24 protein-coding genes are annotated in these 26,264 nt (G+C 50.9%); 7 read left to right on the top strand and 17 right to left on the bottom strand.

The annotated features are described in order from the left end of the window. Positions 1-15 precede the first annotated feature (15 nt). From sucD to F463_RS0104575, 3 genes are all read right to left on the bottom strand, one after another. Entirely contained in the window at positions 16-897 is an 882-nt protein-coding gene (sucD, locus tag F463_RS0104585; protein ID WP_018985877.1) for a succinate--CoA ligase subunit alpha, read from the bottom strand. 2 nt (positions 898-899) lie between these two features. Further along, positions 900-2,069 carry an ADP-forming succinate--CoA ligase subunit beta gene (gene sucC / locus F463_RS0104580; RefSeq protein WP_018985876.1) on the bottom strand — a complete coding sequence of 390 codons (1,170 nt, stop codon included), beginning with the start codon at positions 2,067-2,069 and terminating at the stop codon, positions 900-902. Between the two features lie 126 nt (positions 2,070-2,195). Then, positions 2,196-2,966: a hypothetical protein gene (locus F463_RS0104575; protein WP_018985875.1), complete on the bottom strand. Its 771-nt coding sequence runs from the start codon at positions 2,964-2,966 to the stop codon at positions 2,196-2,198. 148 nt (positions 2,967-3,114) lie between these two features. Here F463_RS0104575 and serB point away from each other — a divergent pair, with 148 nt between their 5' ends. The 3 genes from serB (at position 3,115) to infA (ending at position 4,715) form a co-directional block, all read left to right on the top strand. Further along, positions 3,115-3,954, top strand: coding sequence for a phosphoserine phosphatase SerB (serB, locus tag F463_RS0104570; protein ID WP_018985874.1), 840 nt, complete (start codon positions 3,115-3,117; stop codon positions 3,952-3,954). 245 nt (positions 3,955-4,199) lie between these two features. Further along, the gene (locus F463_RS0104565) at positions 4,200-4,406 is read left to right on the top strand and encodes a cold-shock protein (RefSeq protein ID WP_018985873.1); all 207 of its coding nucleotides are present in this window, start codon (positions 4,200-4,202) and stop codon (positions 4,404-4,406) included. A 72-nt stretch (positions 4,407-4,478) separates the two neighbouring features. Continuing rightward, positions 4,479-4,715 (top strand): translation initiation factor IF-1, encoded by a 237-nt coding sequence (gene infA / locus F463_RS0104560; RefSeq protein ID WP_018985872.1) that lies wholly within the window; start codon positions 4,479-4,481, stop codon positions 4,713-4,715. 99 nt (positions 4,716-4,814) lie between these two features. Here the strand turns inward: infA and groL are convergent, their stop codons facing one another. The 3 genes from groL to F463_RS0104545 form a co-directional block, all read right to left on the bottom strand. Further along, a complete protein-coding gene (gene groL, locus F463_RS0104555) occupies positions 4,815-6,434 on the bottom strand; it encodes a chaperonin GroEL (protein ID WP_018985871.1) in 1,620 nt (539 codons plus the stop codon). Between the two features lie 36 nt (positions 6,435-6,470). Beyond that, the gene (locus F463_RS0104550; protein ID WP_018985870.1) at positions 6,471-6,788 is read right to left on the bottom strand and encodes a co-chaperone GroES; all 318 of its coding nucleotides are present in this window, start codon (positions 6,786-6,788) and stop codon (positions 6,471-6,473) included. A gap of 142 nt (positions 6,789-6,930) precedes the next feature. After that, positions 6,931-7,830: a LysR family transcriptional regulator gene (locus F463_RS0104545; protein WP_018985869.1), complete on the bottom strand. Its 900-nt coding sequence runs from the start codon at positions 7,828-7,830 to the stop codon at positions 6,931-6,933. Positions 7,831-7,938: 108 nt separating this feature from the next. On the opposite strand from F463_RS0104545, the gene F463_RS0104540 reads away from it, so the two are divergent. The 3 genes from F463_RS0104540 (at position 7,939) to F463_RS14085 (ending at position 12,326) form a co-directional block, all read left to right on the top strand. Continuing rightward, on the top strand, positions 7,939-8,136 hold the full coding sequence (locus tag F463_RS0104540) for a hypothetical protein (RefSeq protein WP_018985868.1): 198 nt from the start codon (positions 7,939-7,941) through the stop codon (positions 8,134-8,136). Positions 8,137-8,213: 77 nt separating this feature from the next. Next, a complete protein-coding gene (locus tag F463_RS0104535) occupies positions 8,214-9,749 on the top strand; it encodes an NADH-quinone oxidoreductase subunit L (protein ID WP_154650013.1) in 1,536 nt (511 codons plus the stop codon). Between the two features lie 36 nt (positions 9,750-9,785). Further along, the gene (locus F463_RS14085) at positions 9,786-12,326 is read left to right on the top strand and encodes a YbcC family protein (protein ID WP_018985866.1); all 2,541 of its coding nucleotides are present in this window, start codon (positions 9,786-9,788) and stop codon (positions 12,324-12,326) included. A 101-nt stretch (positions 12,327-12,427) separates the two neighbouring features. Here F463_RS14085 and F463_RS0104525 read toward each other — a convergent pair whose 3' ends face one another. The 4 genes from F463_RS0104525 to F463_RS0104510 form a co-directional block, all read right to left on the bottom strand. Next, complete coding sequence (locus tag F463_RS0104525; RefSeq protein WP_018985865.1) at positions 12,428-13,126, bottom strand: EAL domain-containing protein; 699 nt, start codon at positions 13,124-13,126, stop codon at positions 12,428-12,430. 601 nt (positions 13,127-13,727) lie between these two features. Next, the gene (locus F463_RS0104520) at positions 13,728-14,558 is read right to left on the bottom strand and encodes a ferritin-like domain-containing protein (protein ID WP_026295299.1); all 831 of its coding nucleotides are present in this window, start codon (positions 14,556-14,558) and stop codon (positions 13,728-13,730) included. After that, positions 14,509-15,957 carry a sensor histidine kinase gene (locus F463_RS0104515; protein ID WP_018985863.1) on the bottom strand — a complete coding sequence of 483 codons (1,449 nt, stop codon included), beginning with the start codon at positions 15,955-15,957 and terminating at the stop codon, positions 14,509-14,511. Before F463_RS0104515 ends, F463_RS0104520 begins: the two co-directional genes overlap by 50 nt. Continuing rightward, positions 15,958-16,635 carry a response regulator gene (locus F463_RS0104510; RefSeq protein ID WP_018985862.1) on the bottom strand — a complete coding sequence of 226 codons (678 nt, stop codon included), beginning with the start codon at positions 16,633-16,635 and terminating at the stop codon, positions 15,958-15,960. A gap of 191 nt (positions 16,636-16,826) precedes the next feature. On the opposite strand from F463_RS0104510, the gene F463_RS0104505 reads away from it, so the two are divergent. Beyond that, the gene (locus tag F463_RS0104505) at positions 16,827-17,018 is read left to right on the top strand and encodes a hypothetical protein (protein WP_231587255.1); all 192 of its coding nucleotides are present in this window, start codon (positions 16,827-16,829) and stop codon (positions 17,016-17,018) included. Between the two features lie 124 nt (positions 17,019-17,142). Here the strand turns inward: F463_RS0104505 and F463_RS0104500 are convergent, their stop codons facing one another. The 7 genes from F463_RS0104500 to purL form a co-directional block, all read right to left on the bottom strand. After that, positions 17,143-18,027, bottom strand: coding sequence for an SMP-30/gluconolactonase/LRE family protein (locus F463_RS0104500; protein ID WP_018985860.1), 885 nt, complete (start codon positions 18,025-18,027; stop codon positions 17,143-17,145). A gap of 8 nt (positions 18,028-18,035) precedes the next feature. Further along, entirely contained in the window at positions 18,036-18,620 is a 585-nt protein-coding gene (locus tag F463_RS0104495; RefSeq protein WP_018985859.1) for a hypothetical protein, read from the bottom strand. A 42-nt stretch (positions 18,621-18,662) separates the two neighbouring features. Next, on the bottom strand, positions 18,663-19,877 hold the full coding sequence (locus F463_RS0104490) for a PQQ-dependent sugar dehydrogenase (RefSeq protein ID WP_018985858.1): 1,215 nt from the start codon (positions 19,875-19,877) through the stop codon (positions 18,663-18,665). Beyond that, positions 19,874-21,163, bottom strand: a complete 1,290-nt coding sequence (locus F463_RS0104485; protein WP_018985857.1) for an NAD(P)/FAD-dependent oxidoreductase — start codon at positions 21,161-21,163, stop codon at positions 19,874-19,876. Before F463_RS0104485 ends, F463_RS0104490 begins: the two co-directional genes overlap by 4 nt. After that, complete coding sequence (locus tag F463_RS0104480) at positions 21,163-21,519, bottom strand: c-type cytochrome (protein ID WP_018985856.1); 357 nt, start codon at positions 21,517-21,519, stop codon at positions 21,163-21,165. The genes F463_RS0104485 and F463_RS0104480 overlap by 1 nt, the downstream gene beginning before the upstream one ends. 154 nt (positions 21,520-21,673) lie before the next feature. Next, positions 21,674-22,159 carry an ankyrin repeat domain-containing protein gene (locus F463_RS0104475; RefSeq protein WP_018985855.1) on the bottom strand — a complete coding sequence of 162 codons (486 nt, stop codon included), beginning with the start codon at positions 22,157-22,159 and terminating at the stop codon, positions 21,674-21,676. Positions 22,160-22,239: 80 nt separating this feature from the next. After that, entirely contained in the window at positions 22,240-26,151 is a 3,912-nt protein-coding gene (gene purL, locus F463_RS0104470; protein ID WP_018985854.1) for a phosphoribosylformylglycinamidine synthase, read from the bottom strand. Positions 26,152-26,264: the final 113 nt, after the last annotated feature.

Genomic DNA, 26,264 nt, shown 5'->3' with positions numbered 1-26,264 from the left:
ATCTCCTGTAAAGGGTTATTTGCCGGCACGTTGAATCGCTGCCAGAACTGCCTTGCCCAGACCTGCTGGGGAGTCAGCGACAACACAACCTGCAGATTCCAGGGCGGCAATTTTGTCTTCTGCTTTCCCCGAGCCACCTGAAATAATTGCGCCTGCATGACCCATGCGTTTGCCTTTCGGTGCGGTCAGGCCTGCAATATAGGCTGCTACAGGTTTGGTCACATGATGCTTGATAAAGTCTGCAGCCGCCTCTTCATCGCTACCACCGATTTCACCCACCATAATAATTGCTTCTGTTTCGGGGTCTTTTTGAAAGAGTTCCAGGCATTCAATAAAGTTCAAGCCTTTGATTGGGTCGCCACCAATCCCCACACAAGTGGTTTGACCTAAACCGAGCGCAGTGGTTTGGTGTACGGCTTCGTAGGTGAGGGTGCCTGAGCGGGATACCACACCCACTTTGCCGCGTTTGTGGATAAAGCCAGGCATGATGCCAATCTTGCATTCATCCGGTGTAATCACGCCTGGGCAATTAGGGCCAATGAGTTTGGTGCCATTGGCGCGCAGGGCCGCTTTCACATTCAGCATATCCAGGGCGGGGATACCCTCGGTAATGCACACGATTAATTCAATGCCTGCGTCAGCAGCTTCCAAAATGGAATCGGCCGCAAACGGTGGTGGGACATAAATCACGCTGGCATTGGCTTGTGTTTCTTTCACCGCTTCACGCATGGTATTAAACACAGGCAGGTTCAGATGCTGTTGCCCGCCTTTGCCAGGGGTCACGCCACCCACCATTTTAGTGCCGTAGGCCAGCGCCTGTTCGGAGTGGAACGTGCCCTGTTTACCGGTAAAGCCCTGGCACAACACTTTGGTATTCTTATCAACTAAAATGGCCATGACTACACACCTTTGCTCACTGCTTTAACCGCTTGCTGGGCAGCGTCAGTCAACCCTTCGGCAGAGATAATATTCAAACCGCTGTCGCGCAACATTTGCTTGCCCAGCTCCACGTTAGTGCCTTCGAGGCGGACCACGACAGGAATCGTCATGCCGACTTCCTTCACTGCAGTAATAATCCCTGTTGCAATGATGTCGCAACGCATGATGCCGCCAAAAATATTGACCAGGATGGCTTTTACATTCTGGTCGGACAGAATAATCTTGAAAGCCTTGGTCACGGTTTCTGCCGTGGCACCGCCACCGACATCCAGAAAGTTGGCCGGCATGCCGCCATGCAGCTTGATCAGGTCCATGGTGGCCATGGCCAAGCCAGCGCCGTTGACCATACAGCCGATATTGCCGTTCAAGGCAATATAATTGAGCCCGCTATGATGCGCCTCGGCTTCCTTGGCATCATCTTGTGACCAGTCACGGATTTCAGCAAACGGTTTCTGGCGGTAGAGCGCGTTATCGTCGACGATCATCTTGCAATCCAGCGCCACCAGTTTACCGTCAGTCGTCACAATCAGCGGGTTGATTTCCAGCAATGACAGGTCATTGTCTTTGAATAATTTGTACAAACCTTTGGCCAGTTTGGTAAACGCAACAATCTGGTCGCCACTTAAGCCCAAGCCAAAAGCCAGATTGCGTGCCTGGTAATCCACCAGGCCATTGAGTGGGTCGCAGATTTCTTGCAGAATCTTTTCCGGTTGTGTTGCCGCAATTTCTTCAATATCCATGCCACCGGCGCTGGAGGCGACCATGACCACACGTTCAAGTGTGCGGTCCACCAGCATGGAGAGATACAGTTCACGTGCAATCGGTAAAGTCTGTTCAACCAATACCTGATGTACCGGCTGACCGTCAGGGGCATTCTGGTAAGTCACCAAATGTTTGCCTAATAAACTGCCAGCGACGGTTTGTGCTTCCAGTGATGACTTGACGACTTTGACGCCACCAGCCTTGCCCCGGCCACCCGCGTGGACCTGTGCCTTGACAACCCAGGCTTCGCCGCCTAATTCCTTGGTGGCAGCGGCCGCAGCTTCTTCAGATTGGACGACCAGACCGGTCGGGGTTGCCAAACCATACTTTTGCAGTAAATGTTTGGCCTGGTATTCGTGCAGATTCATGAAAGTTTTGTGGTTTTAATAGTTAAGCCTCTATTTTCGCGCAAATACCCTGTCAAGGCTAGACGGCAAACAAAAAAACCGCATGTGGATGCGGTTCTTTAAATCATTTAACGCAAGCGCTGATATTTAAATATCTTGCGCCCAGGCATTACCATATACCTTGCCACTGCGTGACAACACCAGCATTTGATACATGCTGACTACCCACATATAGCTGGAGGCCAGGCTATATCCAATCCCACCGATAATCGTGAGCCAGGCAAAATGTGGTGAAAGTTTGGTTAGCCACCATGACATGACGTCGACAATCAGGAAGGCAAACGGGAAGGCGATGGCAATGATCTTGGCAGACTTAGGCACATTGACCGCAAAGCTGAAAATCAGGCCAATGAAGAAAAAGATAAAACTGATGCCAAACAAGTGGATATGAGAAACACGAGTCAGGCCGCTGATGGTGGCGCCTTCATTGACTTCGGCGCGGGATTTCACTTCTTCGTATTTGGTAAAGTTGGGGATACCCGGAATATTGCTATGGCACATCACACAGTGCTGGGCAAATACCTGTTTGTAATGTGATTCCCACTGGTCTTGCGGTGCGCCTAATTGCGCCCATTTGATAATGTCCTGGCGTACTTCCAGTGGCGCTTTGTCGGACATGGAACCATTGAGCTTGCTCGCCAGTTTGGTACCACTGCGGTCGCCATAATAGCTGTAAACGATATCATTGACTGAGAGGCCGAATTTACCGTCTGCCATGCCGTGTGTGAGCATGATTTGCAAACCAGCCATACATAGCCCGACACCGATGACCAGCAGGTAGCCGATAAACAGTGCTTTGAGTGGTAAGGGCAAGTTTGGCAGGTTAAGCCATGGCAGTGTTTGTGAGTCTTGTTTCATACATTCCCCGGGTTTTTTAATTTGCCTGCAAGCATACCATCGCTTAGTGCAATCCAAAAATGGAAATACTCCTTAAAAACAGCCTGTACTCAGCGTTTGGGTGGGCAACTGGTATAATCGCGCTTTTGTTTAATGAACGATTTTTATCATGCGTTTAGTGGTTCAAGGCCCTGCCATCAGCATGGCGCATTTGTCTCATATCCATGGATTGGTTGGCGGACACACCCAATTCATGCAAGTGGCTCAGCATGCCTACTACCTGCCTGTGGCGGAAGGCGACTACATTGATGTAAAAACCTTTTGTGCCAGTCAGCAGATCGATTGCGCCCTGGTGCAAGATGCCCACCGGTTGCAGAAAATGGGCTTGTGTGTGATGGATATGGACTCGACCTTGATTGCCATTGAATGCATAGACGAAATTGCCGACATGATGGGCCTTAAACCACAGGTGGCTGAAATTACCGAAGCTGCCATGCGCGGGGAACTGGATTTTTCGGCCAGCCTGCGCAAACGGGTGGCTTTGCTCCAAGGTTTGCCCGAGACTGCGCTGCAACGCGTGATAGATGAACGTTTGCGCTTTAACCCAGGTGCACAAGCGTGGATAGATGCTTGCAAGCAGCATGGCATCAAAACCATGGTCGTCTCGGGAGGGTTTACCTTTTTTGCCAACCACGTCAAAGACAAGCTGGGGTTGGATTATGCCGTTTCCAATACTCTCGAAATCGTGGATGGCAAACTCACCGGCCAGATAGTGGGTGATATTGTCGATGCCCAGCGTAAAGCCGATGAGCTGATCAAATTGCGTGACCAGTTAGGTCTGGCTGCTGCGCAGACCGTTGCGATTGGGGATGGCGCCAATGACCTCAAAATGATGGCGGTGGCTGCGGTAGGGGTGGCTTATCACGCCAAACCGGTGGTGCAGGAGCAGGCGATGTATGCCCTGAATGTGGTGGGCCTGGATGGGGTGGCGAATCTGCTGACAGTGTAAAGAGACATATCATTGCCTGTGTAGCCATTGCCAAATATTGATGAGGAATTAATAAATATTTGATTTATTTTGGATTTTTTGAAAATAACATTTGCTATTGTGGTGCATAAGGCGCATAGTGCCTACACGCGACGTTCAAGCATTGTTGTTTTCTCTGGTGGTATCTTCTGGTTCTCTCGTTAATCCTGCTTACTTGTTCCTCGCCTTTCAAGGGTTTTTCCCTTTCATTTAAAAAGGATTTAAATATGGCTACAGGTATTGTCAAATGGTTTAACGATGCAAAAGGGTTTGGTTTTATTACCCCGGATCAAGGTGGTGAAGACTTGTTTGCACATTTTTCTGCGATTCAATCCATCGGGTTTAAAAGCCTGGCAGATAATCAGCGCGTTTCTTATGAAGAAACCACAGGACCTAAAGGCAAGCAAGCTTCTGCGATTCAAGTAATTGCTTAGTCAAGCCTGGGCTTCACGCTCAGCCTATAAAGCCCGTTTGCGGGCTTTTTTTATTCATTGATAAGGAATTACATGGCTAAAGAAGAATTGATTGAAATGCAGGGTGCAGTGACTGAAGTGTTGCCAGATGCACGTTACCGTGTGACGCTGGACAATGGGCATCAGTTGACTGCCTACACCGGTGGCAAAATGCGCAAGCATAAAATACGCATTTTGGCGGGCGATAAAATCACCATTGAAATGTCTCCTTACGACATGGGCAAGGGCCGGATTACATTCAGGCATCTGCCGCCAAGAAGACCTGCCTGATGATGTATGGCGCTTTTCTAAGCGTCTCATTTACATTATCCAGATAGAAAAAAAGCCCCTTACGGGGCTTTAAACGTTTATGGCGTTGAGTAATAAGTATTAGTACTCCATTTCTGGCATGGCTGGCGCCTTTTTCTCCTCTTTGGGTAGTTCAGCCACGGTGGCGTCGGTGGTTAAAATCAGACCGGCAATCGAGGCTGCATTTTGCAGGGCAGTGCGGGTCACCTTGGTTGGGTCCACCACACCGGTTTCCACCATATCCACATATTCACCGGTGGCTGCGTTGTAGCCGGTATTACCTGTTGCCTCAAGCACCTTGGCGATGACGACAGAAGGCTCTTCACCTGCATTTTTCACAATCGCGCGTAAGGGCTCTTCTATTGCACGCAACACAATGCGGATACCGGCTTCCTGGTCATCATTATCGCCCTTGAGAGTGCTCATGCGGCTGCGGGCACGCAGCAGAGCCACACCGCCACCTGGAACGATGCCTTCTTCCACCGCAGCCCGTGTGGCGTGTAGAGCATCATCGACACGGTCTTTTTTCTCTTTCATTTCGACTTCGGTCGCGGCGCCGATTTTAATCACCGCCACGCCACCACCCAGTTTGGCCACGCGCTCCTGCAGTTTTTCCTTGTCATAATCAGAGGTGGCTTCCTCTATTTGAGTCCGGATGGACTGCACGCGGGCCTTAATCTTGGCTGCATCACCTGCGCCATCAATAATGATGGTATTCTCTTTTTGCACTTCAACGCGCTTGGCGTGGCCCAAGTGTTCAAGAGTCACTTTTTCCAGTTGCATGCCGGTTTCTTCGGAAACCACAGTGGCCCCGGTCAGGACGGCAATGTCTTCCAGCATGGCTTTGCGGCGGTCACCAAAGCCAGGTGCTTTCACAGCAACCACTTTGAGGATACCGCGCATGCTATTGACCACCAGGGTGGCCAGGGCTTCGCCCTCCACGTCTTCGGCAATGATCAGCAAGGGTTTGTTGGCCTTGGCGACGTTTTCCAGGGTTGGCAACAAGTCACGGATATTGCTGATTTTTTTGTCGTAAAGCAGAATCATGGGCTCATCGAGAGCTGCTACCTGCTTGTCAGGGTTGTTAATAAAGTAGGGGCTGATATAGCCGCGGTCAAACTGCATGCCCTCGACCACTTCGAGTTCATTTTGCAGTGACTTACCTTCTTCCACCGTAATCACGCCTTCTTTACCGACTTTTTCCATGGCATCGGCGATGATCTGGCCAATGGCATGGTCAGAGTTGGCAGAAATCGCACCGACTTGGGCAATTTCTTTATGGGTGGTGATAGCTTTGGACATGGATTTAAGCTCATCCACCAGGGCTGTCACGGCTTTATCAATCCCACGTTTTAGGTCGGTGGGATTCATGCCGGAGGCGACTGACTTCATCCCTTCTTGTACAATCGCCTGAGCCAGCACGGTAGCGGTAGTCGTACCGTCACCGGCCACGTCAGCTGTTTTAGAAGCGACTTGCTTCACCATTTGTGCGCCCATATTCTCCAGCTTGTCCTGCAACTCGATTTCCTTGGCAACGGAGACACCATCTTTGGTAATCACCGGGGCGCCAAAGCTGCGCTCCAGCACGACATTACGGCCTTTGGGCCCCAAGGTAACCTTGACCGCATCGGCCAGGATATTCACGCCTTTTACAATTTTAGTGCGCGCATGATCATGAAATTTCACATCTTTTGCTGCCATCGTTCAATTCTCCTTTCTGTATCAGCAGTGAAGTGATTAAGCGACTTTTTTGAGGTCGGCAGGACTGGGTTCAATCACGCCGAGAATGTCTTCCTCACGCATGACCAGCAGTTCCTCGCCGTTAAGCTTGACCGTTTGACCAGAATACTTGCCAAACAGGATATGGTTGCCCACCTTGACTTCCAGTGGTCGCAGGCTACCGTCCTGCAGCTGTTTGCCACTGCCCACGGCAATGACCTCTCCTTGCTCTGGCTTTTCTGCTGCAGTGTCAGGGATCACAATGCCGGAAGCGGTCGTCCGTTGTTGCTCGACTCGCTTGACAATGACGCGGTCATACAGGGGACGAATATTCATGTTCAATTCTCCTTAGCGATAAGTTCAACAAAACACACCACTGGAGACGTTTGCAGACGCAACTGGCAATCATGCCTCCAGTGGCGAAATAAGTATCAGCAGAACTGCTGATATGGCGAAAGTATGGGCTGTAAAAATAATTTCAAGAGGGAGACGAAATTTTTTTCATCAGGAACTGATTCACTAACTGATTGATTTCAAAGTTGCGGAAATGTTTTTTAACCGTCACCGCATAAAAGTTCTCAAAAATACCCTCTAATTGCGTGAACGATTTGAGTACGCCGTTCTTGAGTTCATCTTTCACCACGACTTCAGGCATCACAGTCAGTGCCATGCTATCTCTGGCTAACAATCGCAGCATCGCCATGTCGTTCGCCTCAGCGACGATATTCGGCTCTAAATGATGCAGGGCGCACAACCCATCAAACGCGGCGCGGATAGGGCTGTCCTGGTTAGGCAGAATCCAGTGGTAATCCGCGTATTTGGCTGAAAAACCGGATTTAATGTCCAGACTGGAGGGACCGATGACACTGATCGGTTGGCGGTCCAGCAAAATGCATTCCCATAACTGGTCGTGGTTGCCTCGCACTTCAATATTGGTGAGGGCCAGATCCAGCTGGTGGTTTGAAAGCGCTTTGAGCAAATTGGTCTGGCCACTGGCGGCAATTTCCAGCTTGATATTGGCATGGTTCAACAGTGGCTCGACAAAACTCTCAATAAAGTTCCTCGACATGGTGGAAAGTACGCCAATGCGTAATGTCTGATGCTCAGCGGCAATGCCCTTTCTGAGCAAGTTCTCCAGTTCTATCCCTTTGGTAAAGATAGAGTCAGCATACGAAAACGCTAAGTTTCCAAACTCGGTCAATATCAATTTGCGTCCCTGCCGCAAAAACAGGCTGCACTCAAGACTCTCCTCCAACTGGCGGATTTGCGAGGAGAGGGCGGACTGAGAAATGTGCAATTTCTCTGCCGCTTTGGTCAAGCTGCCTACCTTGACGATATGCCAAAAATATTTCAGATGGTGATAATTCAGTCTTTCCATATATTAAATAGAACTTAAAGTTAATATTTATATATTTTACCTAATTAATTATCTGCGTCAAAATCCGTGCTACCTGACATTTTAAAGTCATTATTCAGGAAAAAAATCATGATCAAAACCCTTGAAATTGATGGCCGCATCGTGACGGTCTATCCCAAAAAAATTGAGATTAATGGTAATGAGGTGATTGCACCAGGTAAGGTGGTGGTTGAGTTGTTGCCAGCGAATGAAATTTACACGCCATCTCAGGAGTTGAATCGGCAGATAGCCTCTAGCTTGAATGAAAAGGTCGAAGTCTCAGGATGATTATCTCTATTATCTATTTAAATTAAAAATATGTTCTATTTTTTGAAAGTATTATTTATTCAAGAAAGGCTGATTGCATGAATCTTCAGATAGTCATGGCTCTCACTCCCTGTCTGGTGATGCTGGCAACAGCTATGCTCACCATTGCTAGCCCTTGGCAAGATGCACGCGGCTGGCACCGGTTTAACAGAGCCGCCATGATCTCATTGATATTGGTTATATTGGCAATGACCAATGTACTGACCCAGGCTGGGAATATTCCTGCGCAAATTGATACAAACTGGGCGCTCACGGTAACACCTTTGCAGTCAGTATTGGCTATCTTGGTACAGTTCCTCGGCTGGGTCATTGGTGTATTTTCCACCAGATACCTTGAAGGCGAATCTCATCAACGCAGATTTGTAGCGGCACTGAGCCTGGTGCTGGTGAGCGTGCATCTGTTATTGATTGCTGATCATTGGTTGCTATTTGCGGCGGCATGGTCTTCCATTGGCTTATGTATGCGGCATTTACTGTGTTTTTATGAGCAAAGACCATTCGCACTACTGGCATCGCACAAGAAAACCGTGGCCGATATGCTGGCTGATGCAGCATTACTGCTGATGGCCTTATTCGCCTATGTTGAAACTGGCAGCATGCGCATCTCGGTGTTCTTGGAACATGTGTCCAGCCATGGTGACAGTCAACTTGTTGCCTGGTGCGCGTGCTTGTTGGTACTGGTGGTGGTGTTAAAAACAGCACTGTTGCCAGTGCACGGCTGGCTGATCCAAGTCATGGAAGCACCTACTCCTGTCTCTGCCTTGTTGCATGCAGGCGTGGTGAACCTGTCAGGATTTGTGCTGATCCGGTTAGCCCCCTTGATGGAGCATTATGCGCCAGCCAGACATTGCCTCATGAGTATTGGGCTGATCACCTGTATGGTGGCCTCCCTGGTCATGTTAACGCGTGTCAGCATCAAAGTCCGCCTTGCCTGGTCAACCGTGGCGCAAATGGGATTCATGGTGGTTGAATGCGCATTGGGGTTGTACACCTTTGCCGCCCTGCATCTGATCGGGCATTCGATTTATAAAGCTTATGCTTTCCTTTCTGCCGCAGATGTGGTGACCCAGACCCGGTTAAAACATCTGACCGGCAAGCCTAGGTATTACCCCTGGAGTTTTTGGCTGGCACCATGCATTACCTTGGGGATTGTCTTTGCAGCACAGGCCGGATTAGCACATGCCATGTGGCCTGCCTGGTGGAATGTGGTACTGGCGTTGGCCTGGGCGCCCTTGCTCTGGCTACATCAACAGTCCGCTTCATCCGTCTGGACGCAGTGGCAGTCCATCGCATTTGGCAGCCTGGTGACCTTGATGCTGACAGTCGTCAGCCTGCTGTTCCATACCTTGCCCCTGGGGATTCAAGACCATCCGCATGCGACTGATACCCCATGGATGATGGTGGCGATGATTGGCTTGTATAGTGCAACTGCCCTGATTGTGCTGATGCCAGCGAGACTGGGGCGCCTGCACCGCTGGATCTATGCCGGACTTTACCTGGATGAGTTCTATACACGCAATGTGCTGAAATTATGGCCCATCAGTTGGGGCAAAGAGTCACATGCTAACCGTTAACCAGGCAGTTCAATTCCACTCATGATGGAGAAGAAAATGTTTTTTATTGAGGATCAGTTATTCCCACCACGTCGCAAATCGCCTCACCAGCCATTGTCGGAGGCAGTCATCAGTCGCGCCTGCCAGCAGGCTTGCGATAGTATTGCACCTGCGTGGCCGCTGGATCAGTCGATTGCAGTGAATCCGCACTGGCATCGTATACAGATGCCCTTGAGAACAGTGGCTGCTCGTATGGCAGTATTAGGAAAAGTGCAAGTATTCCCCGAGCGGACTTACTTCTTGCAAGCCTGGCAGGCGGGTAGGGTGACGGCCACTGACCTGACGCAGGCCATGACACAACTCAAGCACAACCGATTGACGATTGAAGACTGTGTGGCACATCTGTCTGATCCATTCAATTTACCAGCATTGCCATTGCTGATTGATGTGCTCGACGATGATGCGCAACGTTTTCAGCGCCTGACCTGGCGTGACGCGATCACGCACCAGGTGAGCCAAGCCTGTGCTGCCTATTTTGATCAGGATCAGTCGGACTGGCAACCGCAACGTGAAGGTGGCTTATATCATTTTTGGCGAGAAATGATTGTGCATGATCATGGCATCGCCGTATTGATGGGTTTACCGAATATCCATCAATACCTGGATTATTTACCGTTGACGCGTCAACAGGCAGAACGCTGGGTAGTGGAAGCTTTGGGCCTCAGTGAGGAAGTGCTGGCAGACTATTTCGAGGCAGTCCTGCTCACCGTGAATGGGTGGGCTTCCTGGTGTGCCTATCTGGCATGGCAAGCCAGTCTGCAAGGAAAGTCAGATGAATCATTGCGGGATTTGCTGGCGATCCGCCTGGCCTGGGGGGTGATCTTAATGCAATGCAAGGGGCTGAATGCAACAAACACTGCCATCAAGGTGATCCAGCAGAAATGGCAGCATGCTTCCAACGATATTCAGGAGGCCGAACAGTCGCTTGTGATTGATGAAATCTGGCAGCTTGCCCTGGAGCAGGGATATCAGCGCGTGTTAGCACAACAACTGCAACTGCCTATCCCTGCAACAGAGCCAGCACCTGCGCCGCAGATTCAGGCGGCATTTTGTATTGATGTTCGTAGTGAACCTTTGCGTCGCGCGATCGAATCGTTCTCACCGCATGTGCAGACTTTGGGCGTGGCCGGTTTCTTTGGCTTGCCCATCGCCTACCAGCCTTTGGGCTCGGAGCAACAGCGGCCACAATTGCCGGGATTGTTGGCGCCTCAGCTGCAGGTCAGTGATCAGGTGAAGCCAGCGCCAGCCAAACGAGACTGCGCAGAGCAAACACAGGTAGCGCAATCATTACTGGATGCAGAAGTGAAGGGAAAACGGATCAGAAACTTTACTTTTGGCAATCAGCTCGCCCGCTTAAATCAGTATCCAGGCGCTGCGTTTTCGTTAGTGGAGAGTGCAGGCCCGATGTTCCTCAAGTCGCTCTGGTCACTGGTTCGTCCCAAGCGGCTAGCCAGGGTTTCCATGGATCAGTATGGTTTGCCGCAAAAATATCGCTCGCTGACGCGGCCATTGCTGCAAGCCGTCAGCGTGGCAGAAAAAGCGGAAATCGCAGCACGCGTTCTGGGGAGTTTGGGCCTGATTAATGGCCTCGCACCCATGGTGCTGCTGGTCGGTCACGCGAGCCAAAGCCAAAATAACGCGCATGCCTCCAGCCTTGATTGTGGTGCCTGTTGCGGACAATCCGGTGAGGTCAATACGCGTGCGCTGGCTGCGCTGCTGAATGATAGGGAGGTCAGGGCCCAGCTTGCCAGTATCGGTGTCGATATTCCCGAAGAGACAGCATTTGTGGCTGCCCTGCACAATACCACCACGCAGGAGGTGGAGGCCTTTGACTTGGATATGCTAACCCCCGCCAAACAAAAGCAATGGCAGTTGGCTGCCACTTTGTTCAAGGCCGCTGGTAACCAACTCAGGGCTCAACCTGCACTGCCCACGCAGCCACTGAACTCAGCGATGAATGCAACGGCTTTGTTCCGGGCTTTCCGCCAACGGGCCAATGATGGTGCACAGACGCGTCCAGAGTGGGGCTTGGCGAATAACGCCGCATTCATCATGGCACCGCGGGCGCGCACCAAACATCTCAATCTCATGGGCCGTGCATTTTTACATGAGTATGACGAGCAGCTAGACCAGGATGGGCAACTACTGGAGCAGCTGATGACGGCACCCATGCTGGTCACACACTGGATTAACTGGCAATACCATGCCTCTACATGCGCTCCGGACAAATTTGGAAGTGGCAATAAACTGCTGCACAACGTGGTGGGTGGCCGCATCGGCGTGTTTGAAGGGAACGGTGGTGATCTCAGAATCGGGTTGTCAAAACAGTCTCTCCATGACGGCGAGGACTGGATGCATGAACCGCTGAGGCTCACTGTGGTGGTGGTTGCCAGCCGGTCAAGGATACAGCGCATCATTAAAAAGCATGCGGCTGTCAGTCATCTAGTTAACCACGGCTGGTTGCATTTGTGGTGCGAAGAACACGGACAGTGCTGGCGATATGACCCACAAGGCTGGCAGGCACTTGAGATGGGTTGACCGCAGCAGGCACACTCAATCCAGTCAGCGCATCAGTCACTCGCTACTGAATAGCGGCTCCCTCGTGGCGCAACTCAAGATTGTCGCCATGAGGGAGCATGTTAGTTAGTCAGTTGAAAACAGCTATCAGGTACGGCAGGCAAGCCCTCAAACAATGGTTTCGCAAAGTAATAGCCCTGAAACAGATCAACACCGAAATCTACCAGTACGCCTAACTCGGCACGGGTTTCTACGCCTTCTGAAATCACTTGGATACCCAGTCCCTGACAGACATCCAGAATGCTTTTCACAATCAGTTGCTTGGTTTTGTTCTGGTCGATATCACGAATCAGGTTCATATCCAGCTTGATAATGTCCGGCTGCCATTCTGCGAGTAAATTCAATCCTGAGTAACCTGAGCCAAAATCATCAATGGCGGTGAGAAACTGATGCTTTTTGTATTCGGCAAAAATATTCTTTAAATGGGCATGGTCAGTGATTTTTTCAGCTTCGGTCACTTCAAACATAATTCGTTTTTTATCGAACCCCAGCTCATCACAGACTGCCAGCGTAGACTGGATACAGTTTTCCGGGTTGTAAACCGCATTGGGTAAAAAGTTAATAGAAAGAATTTGCTCAAATTGCAAATTATTGGCCAACCTGATGGCTTTTGAGCGGATGACCTGATCAAAACTGTGAATTCTGGACGAATCAATCTTGTCAAGAATAAACGAAGCTGGTTCATTATTGATGCCTCGCACCAATGTTTCATAGCCCCAGACTGCTTTTTGTGCAAATGCCACAATAGGCTGAAAAGCCATTGAAAAGTCTAAACCTAAATTCTGAGGATTGCACTTTCCACAATTCATAAACTTTCGCTCCAAATATTGTTTTAATAAGTACAACCATACGTCCTGCCATTATAAGGTTTCTTGTATTGCGATAAATCTTTAATAAGCGTTTTATTTAAAGGCTAGTTTAAACAAACAAACATTATTGGTGATTGCTGACTTCAAAATATGTAAATAAGTTCATTAAATATTATCGCAATAATATATTAGTTTGTTATTGAATTGGGGTTGAAAAATATGGTAACGCTCACGCTTACTGGAATAAGCAGATAGTCATGAATGTTAAAACCTTGTGAAATCTATTGATATATCGCTAATGGTGACGGAACAGGGCGATCTCTTTTTTTCATTTAAAGTTGACCATAGCTGCAGTTATCAGCCAGCTAGCGCTAAAGCCTAATATAAATAAAATAATTCACATAAGCAGGGAGCATAAAGCATCTACAATTAGTGACCATGATTACCATGGCGTTAAAGTACATCGCTTAGCCGTTTAAACCAGGTGTTTTTAACCCAAATCGTTGCAGCAATGGATGCCAGAAAAATTGGTCGTTTGAGTTCGAAACACTCGCTACGGTGAAACGGTTCCGGTGGCGCTGACGTCACCCTCCAAGTAGAGGAGCTCGGCTTCGCTGAAGCCAGCCAGTTTGCGTGCCGCCAGATTAAATGGTGGCCTTAATTGGGGTGCGCGATATTGCTGACGTAAACGATCAAAGGTGCTCATAGCCTCCAGTTGGTGACTGTCGCATAGGAATTTGAACCAGCGGTTGCCAATGGCAACGTGACCAATTTCATCGCGCAGGATGATATCCAGGATAGCGGCAGCCTGATGGTCGCCCGCTTGTAACAGTTTTTGCTTGAGGGGCGGGGTGGCGTCCAGGCCTCGGGCCTCCAGTGTGCGTGGCACTAATGCCATGCGCGCCAGCACATCAGATTGAGTTTTTTCAACCATCTCCCACAGACTGTTGTGACCATCGAAATCACCATACTGAAAACCCAGCGTCTGCAAGTGATCATTCAACAATGAAAAATGGTAAGCCTCTTCTTTGGCAACTTGTAGCCAGTCATGGTAGTAGTCTTGCGGCATACCGGCAAAACGCCATACAGCGTCTAATGCCAGGTTGATGGCGTTGAATTCGATATGGGCCAGTGCGTGAATGAGCGCCGCTCGTCCTTCAGGGGTGTGCATGGCCCTGCGTTGCACCAGCCTGGGCGCTACCAGTTTAGGTTTAGCCGGGCGGCCGGGGATGCCCTGCGGCGAGGCTTCCAGCGTGAGCTTGGTATCAACTTCAAGTGTACCTGCCAGGTAGTCATCCCACAATGACGCTACTAGGCTGCATTTTTGCTCCGGGTCACAAATTGTCAGTGCTTTTAGGGCGAGGTTTCTCAGGCAACGTGTCATAGCGCTCGAATTTTACCGTGAATTGGCTCCCTATGTGGTTTCTGGTTGGGTGCTCCAGTCCCGGCTTGACGGTAATTGTCGCATTGTGGTGCTCTGCAATTTCGGCCACAATCGCCAGGCCCAGTCCGCAGCCATTGCCCTGGTTAGGATCCAACCGATAAAAGCGTTCAAAAACATGTTCTTTTTGCTCATTTGGGATGCCCACCCCACTGTCGGTGACTTGTAATAAAAGTTGCTTGCCGTCTTGCCAGAGGCGTATTTGCAACAGCCCGTGCTCGGGTGTGTACTGGATTGCGTTTTCCAGCAGGTTGTTCAGCATTTCAGACAGCATTAAGGCATCACCCAGCACTTGGTCTTGCTGGGTTTCAATCAAGACTTCCAGTTCCAGCTGTTTGTCCGAAGCGGGACCCACCCAGCGTGCGCATTCATCATAAATCAGGCTGGTCAGCGAGACAGGCTTGAATACCAGCTGGCTGCTGGCCGCATCCGTTCTCGCCAGGCTTAACAGGCGTTGAATCAAATGTGATAACCGCGTGGTGCTGCGCAGGATGTAATTCAAAGGTTCTTTCACCGCTTCGGGCGAAGGGCTTCTCAGCGCGAGTTCGGCTTGTGTTTGCAAGCCAGCGATGGGTGTACGTAACTGGTGAGACGCATCTGCGATAAATTGCTGTTGTTGCTGTATCCCTGCTTTCACCCGTGATAGCAGGGCATTCATGGCATGTAGCAATGGTTGTAACTCAAGGGGCGAGACAGTGGTGTCCAGGGGGCTTAGGTCGCGGTGAGAACGTTGGAGCAAAGACTCCCGCAGATCCTGCATAGGTTTGAGAGCGAAATGGATTCCCAATTCAATCACGATGGCCGCCAGGATCATCATCAGTACTTGCGGCAATAGCATTTCTTCTATTATTTCTGCCACCAGGGCATCGCGCTTGCCTGTGGTTTCTGCCATGGTAATCAATATATTCTTTGCATTGACAGCGTTGCTTTCAGGCAGACCGAAGGTGACAGCCCGAATCGTCTCGTTTTTGTAGAAGCTATTGTAATAGACCTGCTGGTTACCGCCAGGTGGCCTGGTGGGTGGAGGCAAATTGGCTTCACCAAAGACCAGCTTGCCGTCGGGGGCGCTGATACGTATGTAAATACGGTCACCCTCGTTATAGCTGAGCAAGTGGCTCGTGACTTCCGGAATCTCGATTTTGACCTCATTGTTGGCATCAATGATGACTTCATCTGCCAGGGCGAGTACGGTGCGTAACAAGGCCTGGTCGTAAGCCTGTGTGGCGTAGAGCAGCGCGCGCGAATAGGACAGGGCAGCAGAGACACCTAGGACCAGCAACATGGTGAGCAACAACCACAGCCTGAGCTGGTTTTTAAGCGAGCGGGGTCCGATGTTGATCATTTACACGCCGTTATGTGCTGCTTCCAGCATGTAACCGAGCCCGCGGACGGTACGGATATGCGCGCCACTGGGTTCAATTTTTTTTCGTAAACGGTGTACATACACTTCAATCGCATTGTCGCCCAGGGTTTCATCCCAATTGCACAGGGATTCCATGATCTGCTCTTTGGCGATGATTTTTCCCATACGCATCATCAAGGTCTCCAGCAGGTTAATTTCACGTGCCGAGAGAGTGATAGGCTGGTCGTTGATGCTGGCCAGTTTATTGGCCACATCCAGTTTCAGGTTGCCGCATTGCAAGGGTAGATTGTTGCCCAGCTTGCTGCGACGGATCAGTGCACGTACACGTGCTTCAAGTTCTTCAAGGTGAAAGGGCTTGGTCAAAAAGTCATCGGCCCCCAGGTCGAGTGCCTGTACCCGGGTCGCGACATCTTCGCGTGCCGTTAATATCAAGACGGCAATCGGGTTGGCCTGTTGCCGCAAGTGTGACAACAGTTGCATGCCATCCATGGTCGGTAGCCCCAGATCCAGGATCACCAGGTCATAGACGTCATCCTGGATGGCCCGCAAAGCCTGTTTGCCATCAGTCACATGATCCACTGCATACTGAGACTGCCCTAAAGCCCGGACCAGTCCATTTGCAATGACCAAATCATCTTCCACTATTAATAGGCGCATCGCTGTTACCTGCTCATTTCAATGCAGCCAGTTTACCTCAATGTCACCCGGTTTTTCGTGTTGTAAGTTTGCTGCAAGAAAGGCGTAAGTTAGCTGTAAGGGTAGGGGTGTATTGTGCAATCGTGGGCAGTGGGCGCACTGTCACATGACAGATGAGCAACAGAGATTGAATGCGCAATCTTTAAGGAGCGATGATGAACAAACAGATCTTGTTATTCATATCGGTATTGATTACTTCAGCCTTGGCAGTTGCGGGGACCAATCCTTCTCCCCACGACCAGTCTGAAATGCAAAAGCATATGAAATTCGCCAGACACGCTGTCGCGCAGCCAGCGGTCAACACCCAAAAGGAGGTTGACAAAAAAACTGCGCAAACCAAGTAACTGTGAAGTTGCCTTAGCATGCTGAATTCCCTGCAGTGTGTTGAGGCAATCAGCGGTTTCGTGTGTATCCTCTCACTTAACCACGCGCAAGCGTGGTTTTTTTTACCTGTCGTTTGAGATGCAATTAACGCAAGTCGATAATATCGAGCTTGCCCGCTTTCATATCTGGTACCAGCAAATGATGGTCATCTTGTGTCAGGGCAATATCGGCTGCAGACTGATAGCCCTCTTTTATCAAGGTGACTTTGTGCTGCGTATCGACACGGAATACTTTGCCATTCTTCCAGTCACTGATATAGATATTGCCATTGGCCTGTTTGACAATGCCGTCTGCACCACCAAACCCACTCGCTATTTCGTCCAGCTGTTCGGTCAACTGGTTGTAGTTGTAAAGCACGCCCGAGGTGAAGTCGACCAATAACAGCTGCTCACCCTTCGCATCCGCCAGCAGGCCATTGGGGGCCAGGATGCGCGCGTCAATATTGCCATCCAGTAACAGGCTTAATGCACGTTGAGGCGTCACTTTGTAAATTGCACCGCCTTTGCCTGTGCCCAAAATATCGCCACTGTCACTGATATAAAGATTGCCATTGGCATCTGCGCTCAAATCATTTAAAAATTGCGGGATTTTGGGAAAGTCAGTGGCTGCCAGAAACACTTCGGCACTAGCAGCTGGCTGATTCAAGGCGATGCGCAATACGCGTGATTTATCGGCAATATACAAATCACTGCCGATGATCACCAAGCCTTTGGGGTCATCGAGGCCCTTGACCAGTACCGCCGTTTTTCCTTGGTCTATCACTCGAATCTGGCCGTCTCCATCCTGGCCAAAACCATTGATTTCGGAGACATAGATTTTGCCATCAGCAGCTTGTACCACAGACTCTGGCGTCAATAAGCCGCTGACTGCGTCCAGTCCATGTGCATGGCTGTAGCCAGCAAAAGTGAGTGACAAGGTCGCCAGAACGCTGGAAAAGAAACGATGGTGCGGATGGCATTTAAACAGCATACACACTCCTAGAAAAAGGCTTTGGGTTGGGAGAGGGTGTCGATGCTATTGCATAAAGCCTGGTAGGTTTGTAGAGGCCCCTGTTCGACAGACTGCTGGAAAACCGGGTTCTTCTGCAATTGCTCGATGACCTGATCAAACGCCTGCTGGTACGATTGATGTGTTGAATGTTCTACATTGAAGGAAAGCCAGCCACGTGATTGCCCATGGCCTTTGACCGTCATCAGGGGTTTACTTAAAGCGCTATCAGCCGCAGGCTGATTGTATACTTTGGCAGTAATTTCGCTGTAATAAATGCCCGTTTGCGGGTTATAAAATATATTCGGTTCAATCACCACCAATGCCTGGCCTTTCGCCTCGGCTTCACAGCTGGAGGTCGCGTAGTTTTTTGACTGGAAGCTACTGATACCTGTTGTTTCAGCCGCTTCTGCACGGTTGTGCCAATAGTTGATATAAGGATGCAGGAATCTTACCGGATGCTGGTAAAAAGCTTCTGGCACCTGTATCACCAGTGAAGGTTGCGCACCTGCCTGGCTCATGCTCATCCAGCCCAGGCAAAGCACGCTGCTGATAGATAATAAAATACGTTTCATTATTTGCTTGCTCCTGAAAAAAATCTCAGTCATTTAAGGTTTTTATTGCGTACTACGTATCCGGTAAATCCAGCCTGTCAGGTCGTCAGAAATGTAAAGCCAGCCATCTGCACCGACAATCACGTCTACTGGACGTCCCCAGGCTTGTTTTCCTTCTAGCCAGCCACTGATCAATGGGACGGCTGCAACAGGCTGTTGGTTCCTGAATTGTACACGCAGCAAGGCGTAACCGCTGGGTTGTTTGCGGTTCCAGGAGCCATGCAGGGCGATGACGGCATCCTGTTGCATGTCTGATGGCAAGCGGCTTGAAGCCAGAAAGGTGATGCCGATAGGCGTACTATGCGCAGGCAAAGTCAGCGCAGGCGCCTGCGCTTGCTGGCAAATATCCGGTTCACCGGTAAAGTTCGGGTCCTGGAAAAGTTGTCCGGGCTGGTCTGGGTGCCCCCAGCAATAGGGCCAGCCATAGTGTTTTCCAGCCTCGATTTTATTTAGGTGTTCCGGCGGCAGGTCATCATGAATGCTGCCATTTTTAACAGCGCTACGGTTATCTGCGCCATTATTAGTGGCAAACATCTCCCCTGTGTCTGGATGCCAGGTAAAGCCTTGACTGTTACGTAATCCGATGGCCCAAATAGCGCTTTGTGCATGGCGGCCAACAGTCAGCAAAGCACCTGCGGGGCGACCGTCTGCACTATAACGCAATAAGGTGCCGCGCACAGGATTATCCTCTACACAGACATTACAGCTAGAACCAACATTGATGAAAATATAACCATCCGGCGAGACTTTGACTGTTTTCAGGCTATGCCCACCACTGGGCAGGTTGCGGATAAACGGTTGTGGCGCTGCCCAGCCCTCTCCCTGCCAGGCCAGTTTAACCACACCGGTTTGTTCGGCCACCAGCAGGTCATCTCCAAGTAATGCCATTCCGTGGGGCGCGTTCAGGCCTTGTGCAATGATCTCTGCCTTGCCTTCCTCGTCAAGGCGCAAAACGCGGCCGGTATCCGACAGGCTCACGAGTAGCCTGCCTTGTCTATCAAGCGCCAGCATGCGAGGAGCGCCCCAGCGGCTGACATCGCTGAAACGCTCAATTCTGAGTCCGGCAGGCACTTCCAGCTTTGCCAGGGCTGTATTGACTTCCTGCGTTTGCGCCATTGCATAATGCAAGCCAATCGCCATAGATAAGCCTGCCAGCCCGATGAATAAAAACCGGGAAACCTTGCTGACGGCAGAGATATGGATGCGCGCCGCGGTCATGTCAATGTGTCCGCCCAGATATTATGTGCCCAAGCCTGTGCATATTCACCTTCCTGCAGCGAGGCTTTAGCAGACACACCGCCGCCTTCAGCCGAGACCATGGATTTTTTGGCCGGATCATAGCGGTATACATTAGCGACATGCATGGCTTGTTGGTCATCGACAAAGCTGTAACAAGTATTGGCAAACACGGGCAACGGGTTAGGGGCGTGACCGGATTGGAGCTCAATGATGGCTGCTGCGCATACTTTCGCATGCGAGGTTGCCATATGGGCAGACTTCGGTAACCCTGCCGAAATGCTGTCCCCGATAATATGCACATCTGATTGCAGGGTGGATGCATAGCTCACAAAATCCACTTCACACCAGCGCTGGTCTACATTATTCAGTCCGGCCACTTGCGCTACTTTGCCCGCCAGCTGTGGTGGGATCACATTGAGAACATCGGCCTTGACTGTTTCAAAGTCGGTTTTGATGGTTTTGCTGCCGGTGTCGAGTTGTAAAATCTCGCTGTTGTTATGGTATTCAATCATGCCCTGATAAGCCCCATTAAAGCTTTGCAGGAATAGTCCTTTTTTCGAGACAATATCGGCGTTCGCATCCAGGATAATCACTTTGCTGCGCGGTTTGTGCTGTTTGAAGTAATGTGCCACTTGGCAGGCACGTTCATAAGGGCCAGGCGGGCAGCGGTAAGCGCCACTGGGGATGGTCATGACAAACACGCCACCATCCGGCATGCTTTCCAGTTGCTGCCGCAATTGCAAGGTTTGCTTACCTGCTTTCCAGGCATGCGGGATATTCTCTACAGGGGAAGGCATCCCGGGAATCTTGCTGTAATTGAAATCAACACCAGGCGCCAGCACCAGCCGGTCATAGCTGAGGCTGCCGCGCGTGAGTTTGACCTGCTTGTTCGCCATGTCGACGGACATCACGCTATCCCGTATCCAATGCAGATCATGCTGCTTGCGCGCGATGTCATAGCTGAAGCTCAACTGGTCCAAGGTGCGGCTGCCACCCAGCACCAGATTGCTTTGCGGGCAGGAGATAAATTGCGGATTCGGTTCAATAAGGGTGACTTTGAGGTTGCCCATACTCCATTCGCGCAGGTATTTAGCTGCGGTGAGGCCGGCAAAGCCTGCACCGACCACCACCACGTGGCCCAAAGGCGGTTTGCCGGCACGTGCAAAAGCTGGCAAACCATAAAAAGCGAGTCCGCCATAAATGACTGAACGTACGAACTGCCTGCGCGTGGGAACAGGCAGTCTGGTAATTTTCTCCATCGCCATTATTGTGCTCCCAGAAATGATTGGTGCGGCAGGGGTTGCGGCGTCTGCCTGGGTTGCTGCGCAAAATAGGCCGCCATTGCAGTGACTTCCTCTGTGGTCAGGCCTTTGGCATGATGATGCATCACGGTAGAGCTGACTGAGCCATCTTTAAAGCCCTGCATGCGCTGGATAAAATATTGCTGATTGAGTGCAGCCAGTGTTGGGGTGCTGCCCAGGCTATTACCATTGGGGCCATGGCACGCAGCGCAAGAGGCTGCCAGGGTGCGGGTGCTGGTCAAGGCAAGCTCTTCTGCCTGTGCCGGGAACGTGGCCAAGGTAAAACAAACCCATACAAGTGTGACAGTGAAACGTTGCATGCTTCCCCCAGATGATTGTTTGAGATGTCACATTATTCTAAACAGATGATGCTGGCGTGCGTGACTATGGTTACATTGATCAGGGTAAATTAAAACAAAAACGGCCATGAATCTCATGACCGTTTTGCATTAACATCCTATTACTCACAAGCGGTTAAAAGCATTTTTCTTCCTGGCAACCATCATTCTTGGTGCCCAGTTGTGTCAGCAAGTCCACCATCTTCTGATTTCCTTCTTCTTTGAAAAAACGCACCAATGACACATCGCCTTTCAGTTTAACGTTCACATCTGCACCTGCAGAAGCCAGGTATTTCATAGTGTCAGTGTCACCAATAAAGGCTGCCATATGGAAAGCGGTATTGTGACTGGCTGGGTGTACGTAGTTCAGGTCAGCGCCTTTGGAAACCAGGTATTTAACCACGTCAATCTTTCCTTTTGAGGCTGCCATTTGCAGCGGCTCCCAGGCAAAGAATTTCTGTTTGACCAGGCTCGGATCGGCCTCGACAAATTTTTTAACCACTTTCACGTTGCCACCGGTAAGGGCCTCGGTAAACTCCATATATTCCTCATCGGACAATGCAAATGCCTGCAAGGCAAATGACAGTGAGAACAAGGCCACTAAAAACTTAACTGATTTCATAATCTCTCCAAACACCTGATTTCATTTTTAAAAATAACAACTTTGTTTTAATGGCGAAACCATAAAATCTATGGTTCCGCTTAACCCACAAACTTGCGTGCGTTACGGAACATGCGCATCCATGGGCCATCTTCTTGCCACCCGTCAGGATGCCAGGAGTGTTGCACCGTCCTGAATACACGTTCCGGATGCGGCATCATGATGCTGAAACGACCGTCTTGCGTCGTAAAACCAGTCAAGCCTTGAGGTGAGCCATTAGGGTTGAACGGATAGACTTCGGTCGCTTGCGCGGCATGATCCACATAACGCACAGTTGCCAGTTGCTGTTGTAGCACACTTGTGACCATGCTGGCATCAGTAAATTCCGTAAAACCTTCACCATGTGCCACCGCAATCGGCATACGGCTACCGGCCATGCCATCAAAGAAGATGGAAGGTGAAGATAAAATCTCAACCAACGCGACACGCGCCTCAAATTGCTCAGACTTGTTGCGCACAAAATGTGGCCAGTGGTCGGCGCCCGGAATAATACTGTGCAGGTTACTCATCATCTGGCAACCATTGCACACCCCCAGGGCGAATGTGTCACTGCGGTTAAAGAAGGCGCTGAATTCATCACGCGCCCGGCTGTTGAACAGGATAGACTTGGCCCAGCCTTCGCCCGCGCCGAGTACGTCACCGTAAGAGAACCCACCGCAGGCGACCAGGCCAGCAAAGTCCTTCAGTGATACGCGGCCGCTGATCACGTCGCTCATATGTACATCTACGCTGTTAAAGCCGGCGCGGTCAAACGCGGCCGCCATTTCGGTCTGGCCGTTGACGCCTTGCTCACGCAAAATCGCCATGTTGGGGCGTTTGCCACTATTGATATACGGCGCAGCAATGTTGTCGTTAAGGTCAAATGTCAGCTTGGCATGTAAACCAGCATCGTCTGCATTGAGCAGTCGGTCGTATTCCTGCTGCGCACAAATCGGGTTGTCACGCAGGCTTTGCATGCGGTAAGTCGTTTCAGACCACATACGGTGCAACTCAATGCGGGAAGCGTTGTACTGCATGTTGCCGTGTGTGATGGCAATATCATGGCCGGCATTGACCTGGCCAATGCGATGGACGCAGGCACCGAGCGCCTGTTCAAGTTGGGCGGTCACTGTGCTTGCATCACCAGTGCGTACTTGTATCACAGCACCCAGTTCTTCGTTAAACAGGATGCTAATCGTGTCGCCTTTCAGGCTCGATAAGTCAGCATTGAAACCGCAATGACCGGCAAAAGCCATCTCTGCCAAGGTCACATACAGGCCGCCATCAGAGCGGTCATGGTAGGCCAGCAGTTTGCCATCGTTGTTAAGTTGCTGGATGGCAGCAAAAAATGCTTTTAGCTGTGCAGGCTGGTCAACGTCAGGCACGACATTGCCCAGCTGTTTATAGACTTGGGCCAGTGCCGACCCGCCCATGCGGTTACGGCCGTTGCCGAGGTCGATCAGGATCAGCTCGGACTCACCCAGATCGGTACGCAGTTGAGGGGTCAATGTTTTGCGCACATCAGGCGTATTGGCAAACGCGGAAATCACCAGTGAGATTGGTGCGGTCACGACTTTGTTTTCACCGTTGTCTTGCCACACCGTTTTCATACTCATGGAGTCCTTGCCGACCGGGATGCTGATGCCCAGGGCCGGGCACAGCTCCATCCCTACCGTTTTCACGGTGGCGTATAAGGCGGCATCTTCACCGGCATGCCCGGCGGGTGCCATCCAGTTGGCGGACAGTTTGAGGTTGACGATGTCGCTAATGGCTGCAGCGGCAATATTGGTGATGGCTTCACCAATCGCCATGCGGCCGGAGGCCGGTGCATCAATCAGCGCCAACGGGGCTTTTTCACCGATAGCGAAGGCTTCACCGATATTGGTTTCAAATCCGGCACAGGTCACGGCCACGTTGCTGACCGGTACCTGCCAGGGGCCGACCATCTGGTCGCGCGCAATCAGGCCTGTCACGCTACGGTCACCAATGGTGATCAGGAAGGTTTTGTCCGCCACGCCAGGCAGGCGCAGGACACGTGCCACGGCCTCGTTCAGGTCGATGTTACTGGTATCAAAGGCTGGCAATACTTTTTGTACTGATTTAACATCACGCAGCATTTTTGGCGGTTTGCCCAGCAGCACTGAGAGTTCCATATCCACCGGTTTGTTGCCAAAGTGCGTGTCTTCCACAGTTAAATGGCGCTCTTCCGTGGTCACGCCAACCACGGCAAATGGACAGCGCTCACGTTCACAAATCGCCTCAAACAATGGCAGCTGGTCTTGCGTGACGGCCAGCACATAACGCTCCTGGGCTTCGTTACTCCATAACTCGCGCGGGCTCATGCCAGGCTCTTCGTTATGCACATCACGCAGCTGGAACACGGCACCGACTTTGGCGTCGTTCACCAGTTCAGGAAAAGCGTTGGAAATACCCCCGGCACCGACGTCATGGATACTCAGGATAGGGTTCTTGTCACCCATTTGCCAGCAGCGGTCGATGACTTCTTGCGCACGGCGTTGCAGCTCCGGGTTGCCACGCTGCACGGAGTCAAAATCCAGGTTTTCAGTGTTGGCACCGGTATCCATACTTGAGGCCGCGCCGCCGCCCAGGCCAATCAGCATGGCAGGGCCGCCAAGCTGAATCAATGCAGAACCTGGAGGAATACTGTTTTTATGACTATGGCTATCGGAAATGTTACCGACACCACCTGCCAGCATGATCGGCTTGTGGTAGCCACGCACTTCTGTTTTACCATCGGCACTGGTGGTTTCCAGTTCAAAGGTGCGGAAATAACCGGCAATATTAGGGCGGCCAAATTCGTTGTTGTAAGCGGCGCCACCCAGTGGGCCGTCTATCATGATCTGCAGCGGGCTGGCGATACGGCCGGGTTTGCCGTAATTGGATTCCCACGGTTGCTTGAAGCCTGGCAGATTAAGGTTGGAAACTGAAAAGCCAGTTAAACCTGCTTTGGGCTTGGAGCCTATACCGGTCGCGCCTTCGTCGCGGATTTCGCCACCGGCGCCCGTCGCGGCACCGGCAAATGGGGAGATCGCCGTCGGGTGGTTATGCGTTTCTACCTTCATCAGGTAGTGCATATTGTCTTCCACAAACTGGTAACTCTGGTTGGCAGTGGGGTAGAAGCGTTTGGTTTTCTGCCCTTGCACAATCGATGAGTTGTCCGAATAGGCCACCACGGTATTGCCTGGGTTGAGTTTGTGCGTGTTGCGGATCATGTTGAACAGTGACAGCTCTTGCTGCACACCATCAATCACCCAGTCGGCATTGAAAATCTTGTGGCGGCAATGCTCAGAGTTGGCCTGGGCAAACATCATCAGCTCGACATCCGTCGGGTTGCGGCCCATTTTGCGGTAGTTTTCCAGCAGGTAATCTACTTCGTCCGGCGACAAGGCCAGGCCCATCTCATTGTTGGCGGTTTCGAGAGCGGCTTTGCCACCGGCCAGGATGTCAATGCTGGATAAAGGTTTTGGGTCAGCATGGTGATACAACTTTTCGGCATCTGCCTGGCTGTAGGTCACAGTCTCAGTCATGCGGTCCTGGATGGCGGCACGCAAAGCCTGTTTTTCGCTGTCTGTCAGTGGCGCGCCATTTTTGGTGGTCACGTAGTAGGCAATGCCGCGCTCAAGGCGTAACAGGCTACCCAGGCCACAATTATGGGCAATGTCAGTCGCGCGTGAGGCCCAGGGGGAAATGGTGCCTATGCGTGGTATGACCAGCAGCAGTTCACCGCTCGGGGATTCAATGTCAGTTTTCGGGCCGTAAGTCAGAATCTGGCGCAGCGTGTCTTGTTCGGCTGGGCTTAGTGCATTTTCGCTAAAGGCAAAATGCACAAATTCGGTATAAATGTGGTCGATATTCGGAGCGCTGGTGGTGAGGACGCTATACAGTTTATCGAGACGGAATTGCGAGAGGGCGGCGCTGCCGCGCAGGCTAAAGAAATGCGCTTGACTGGACATGTGACGGTTGGATTTTTCGATGAAAATTCAAACCGTTATTTTAACAGAAAGCGCGTTTTCTCGCAGGTCTAATCAACAAAAACGGCCACACGCAAGTGGCTATTAAAACTGTC

Source organism: Methylophilus methylotrophus DSM 46235 = ATCC 53528, assembly GCF_000378225.1.
Classification (GTDB): Bacteria; Pseudomonadota; Gammaproteobacteria; order Burkholderiales; family Methylophilaceae; genus Methylophilus; species Methylophilus methylotrophus.
This window is presented reverse-complemented; position numbering and strand designations above follow the sequence as displayed.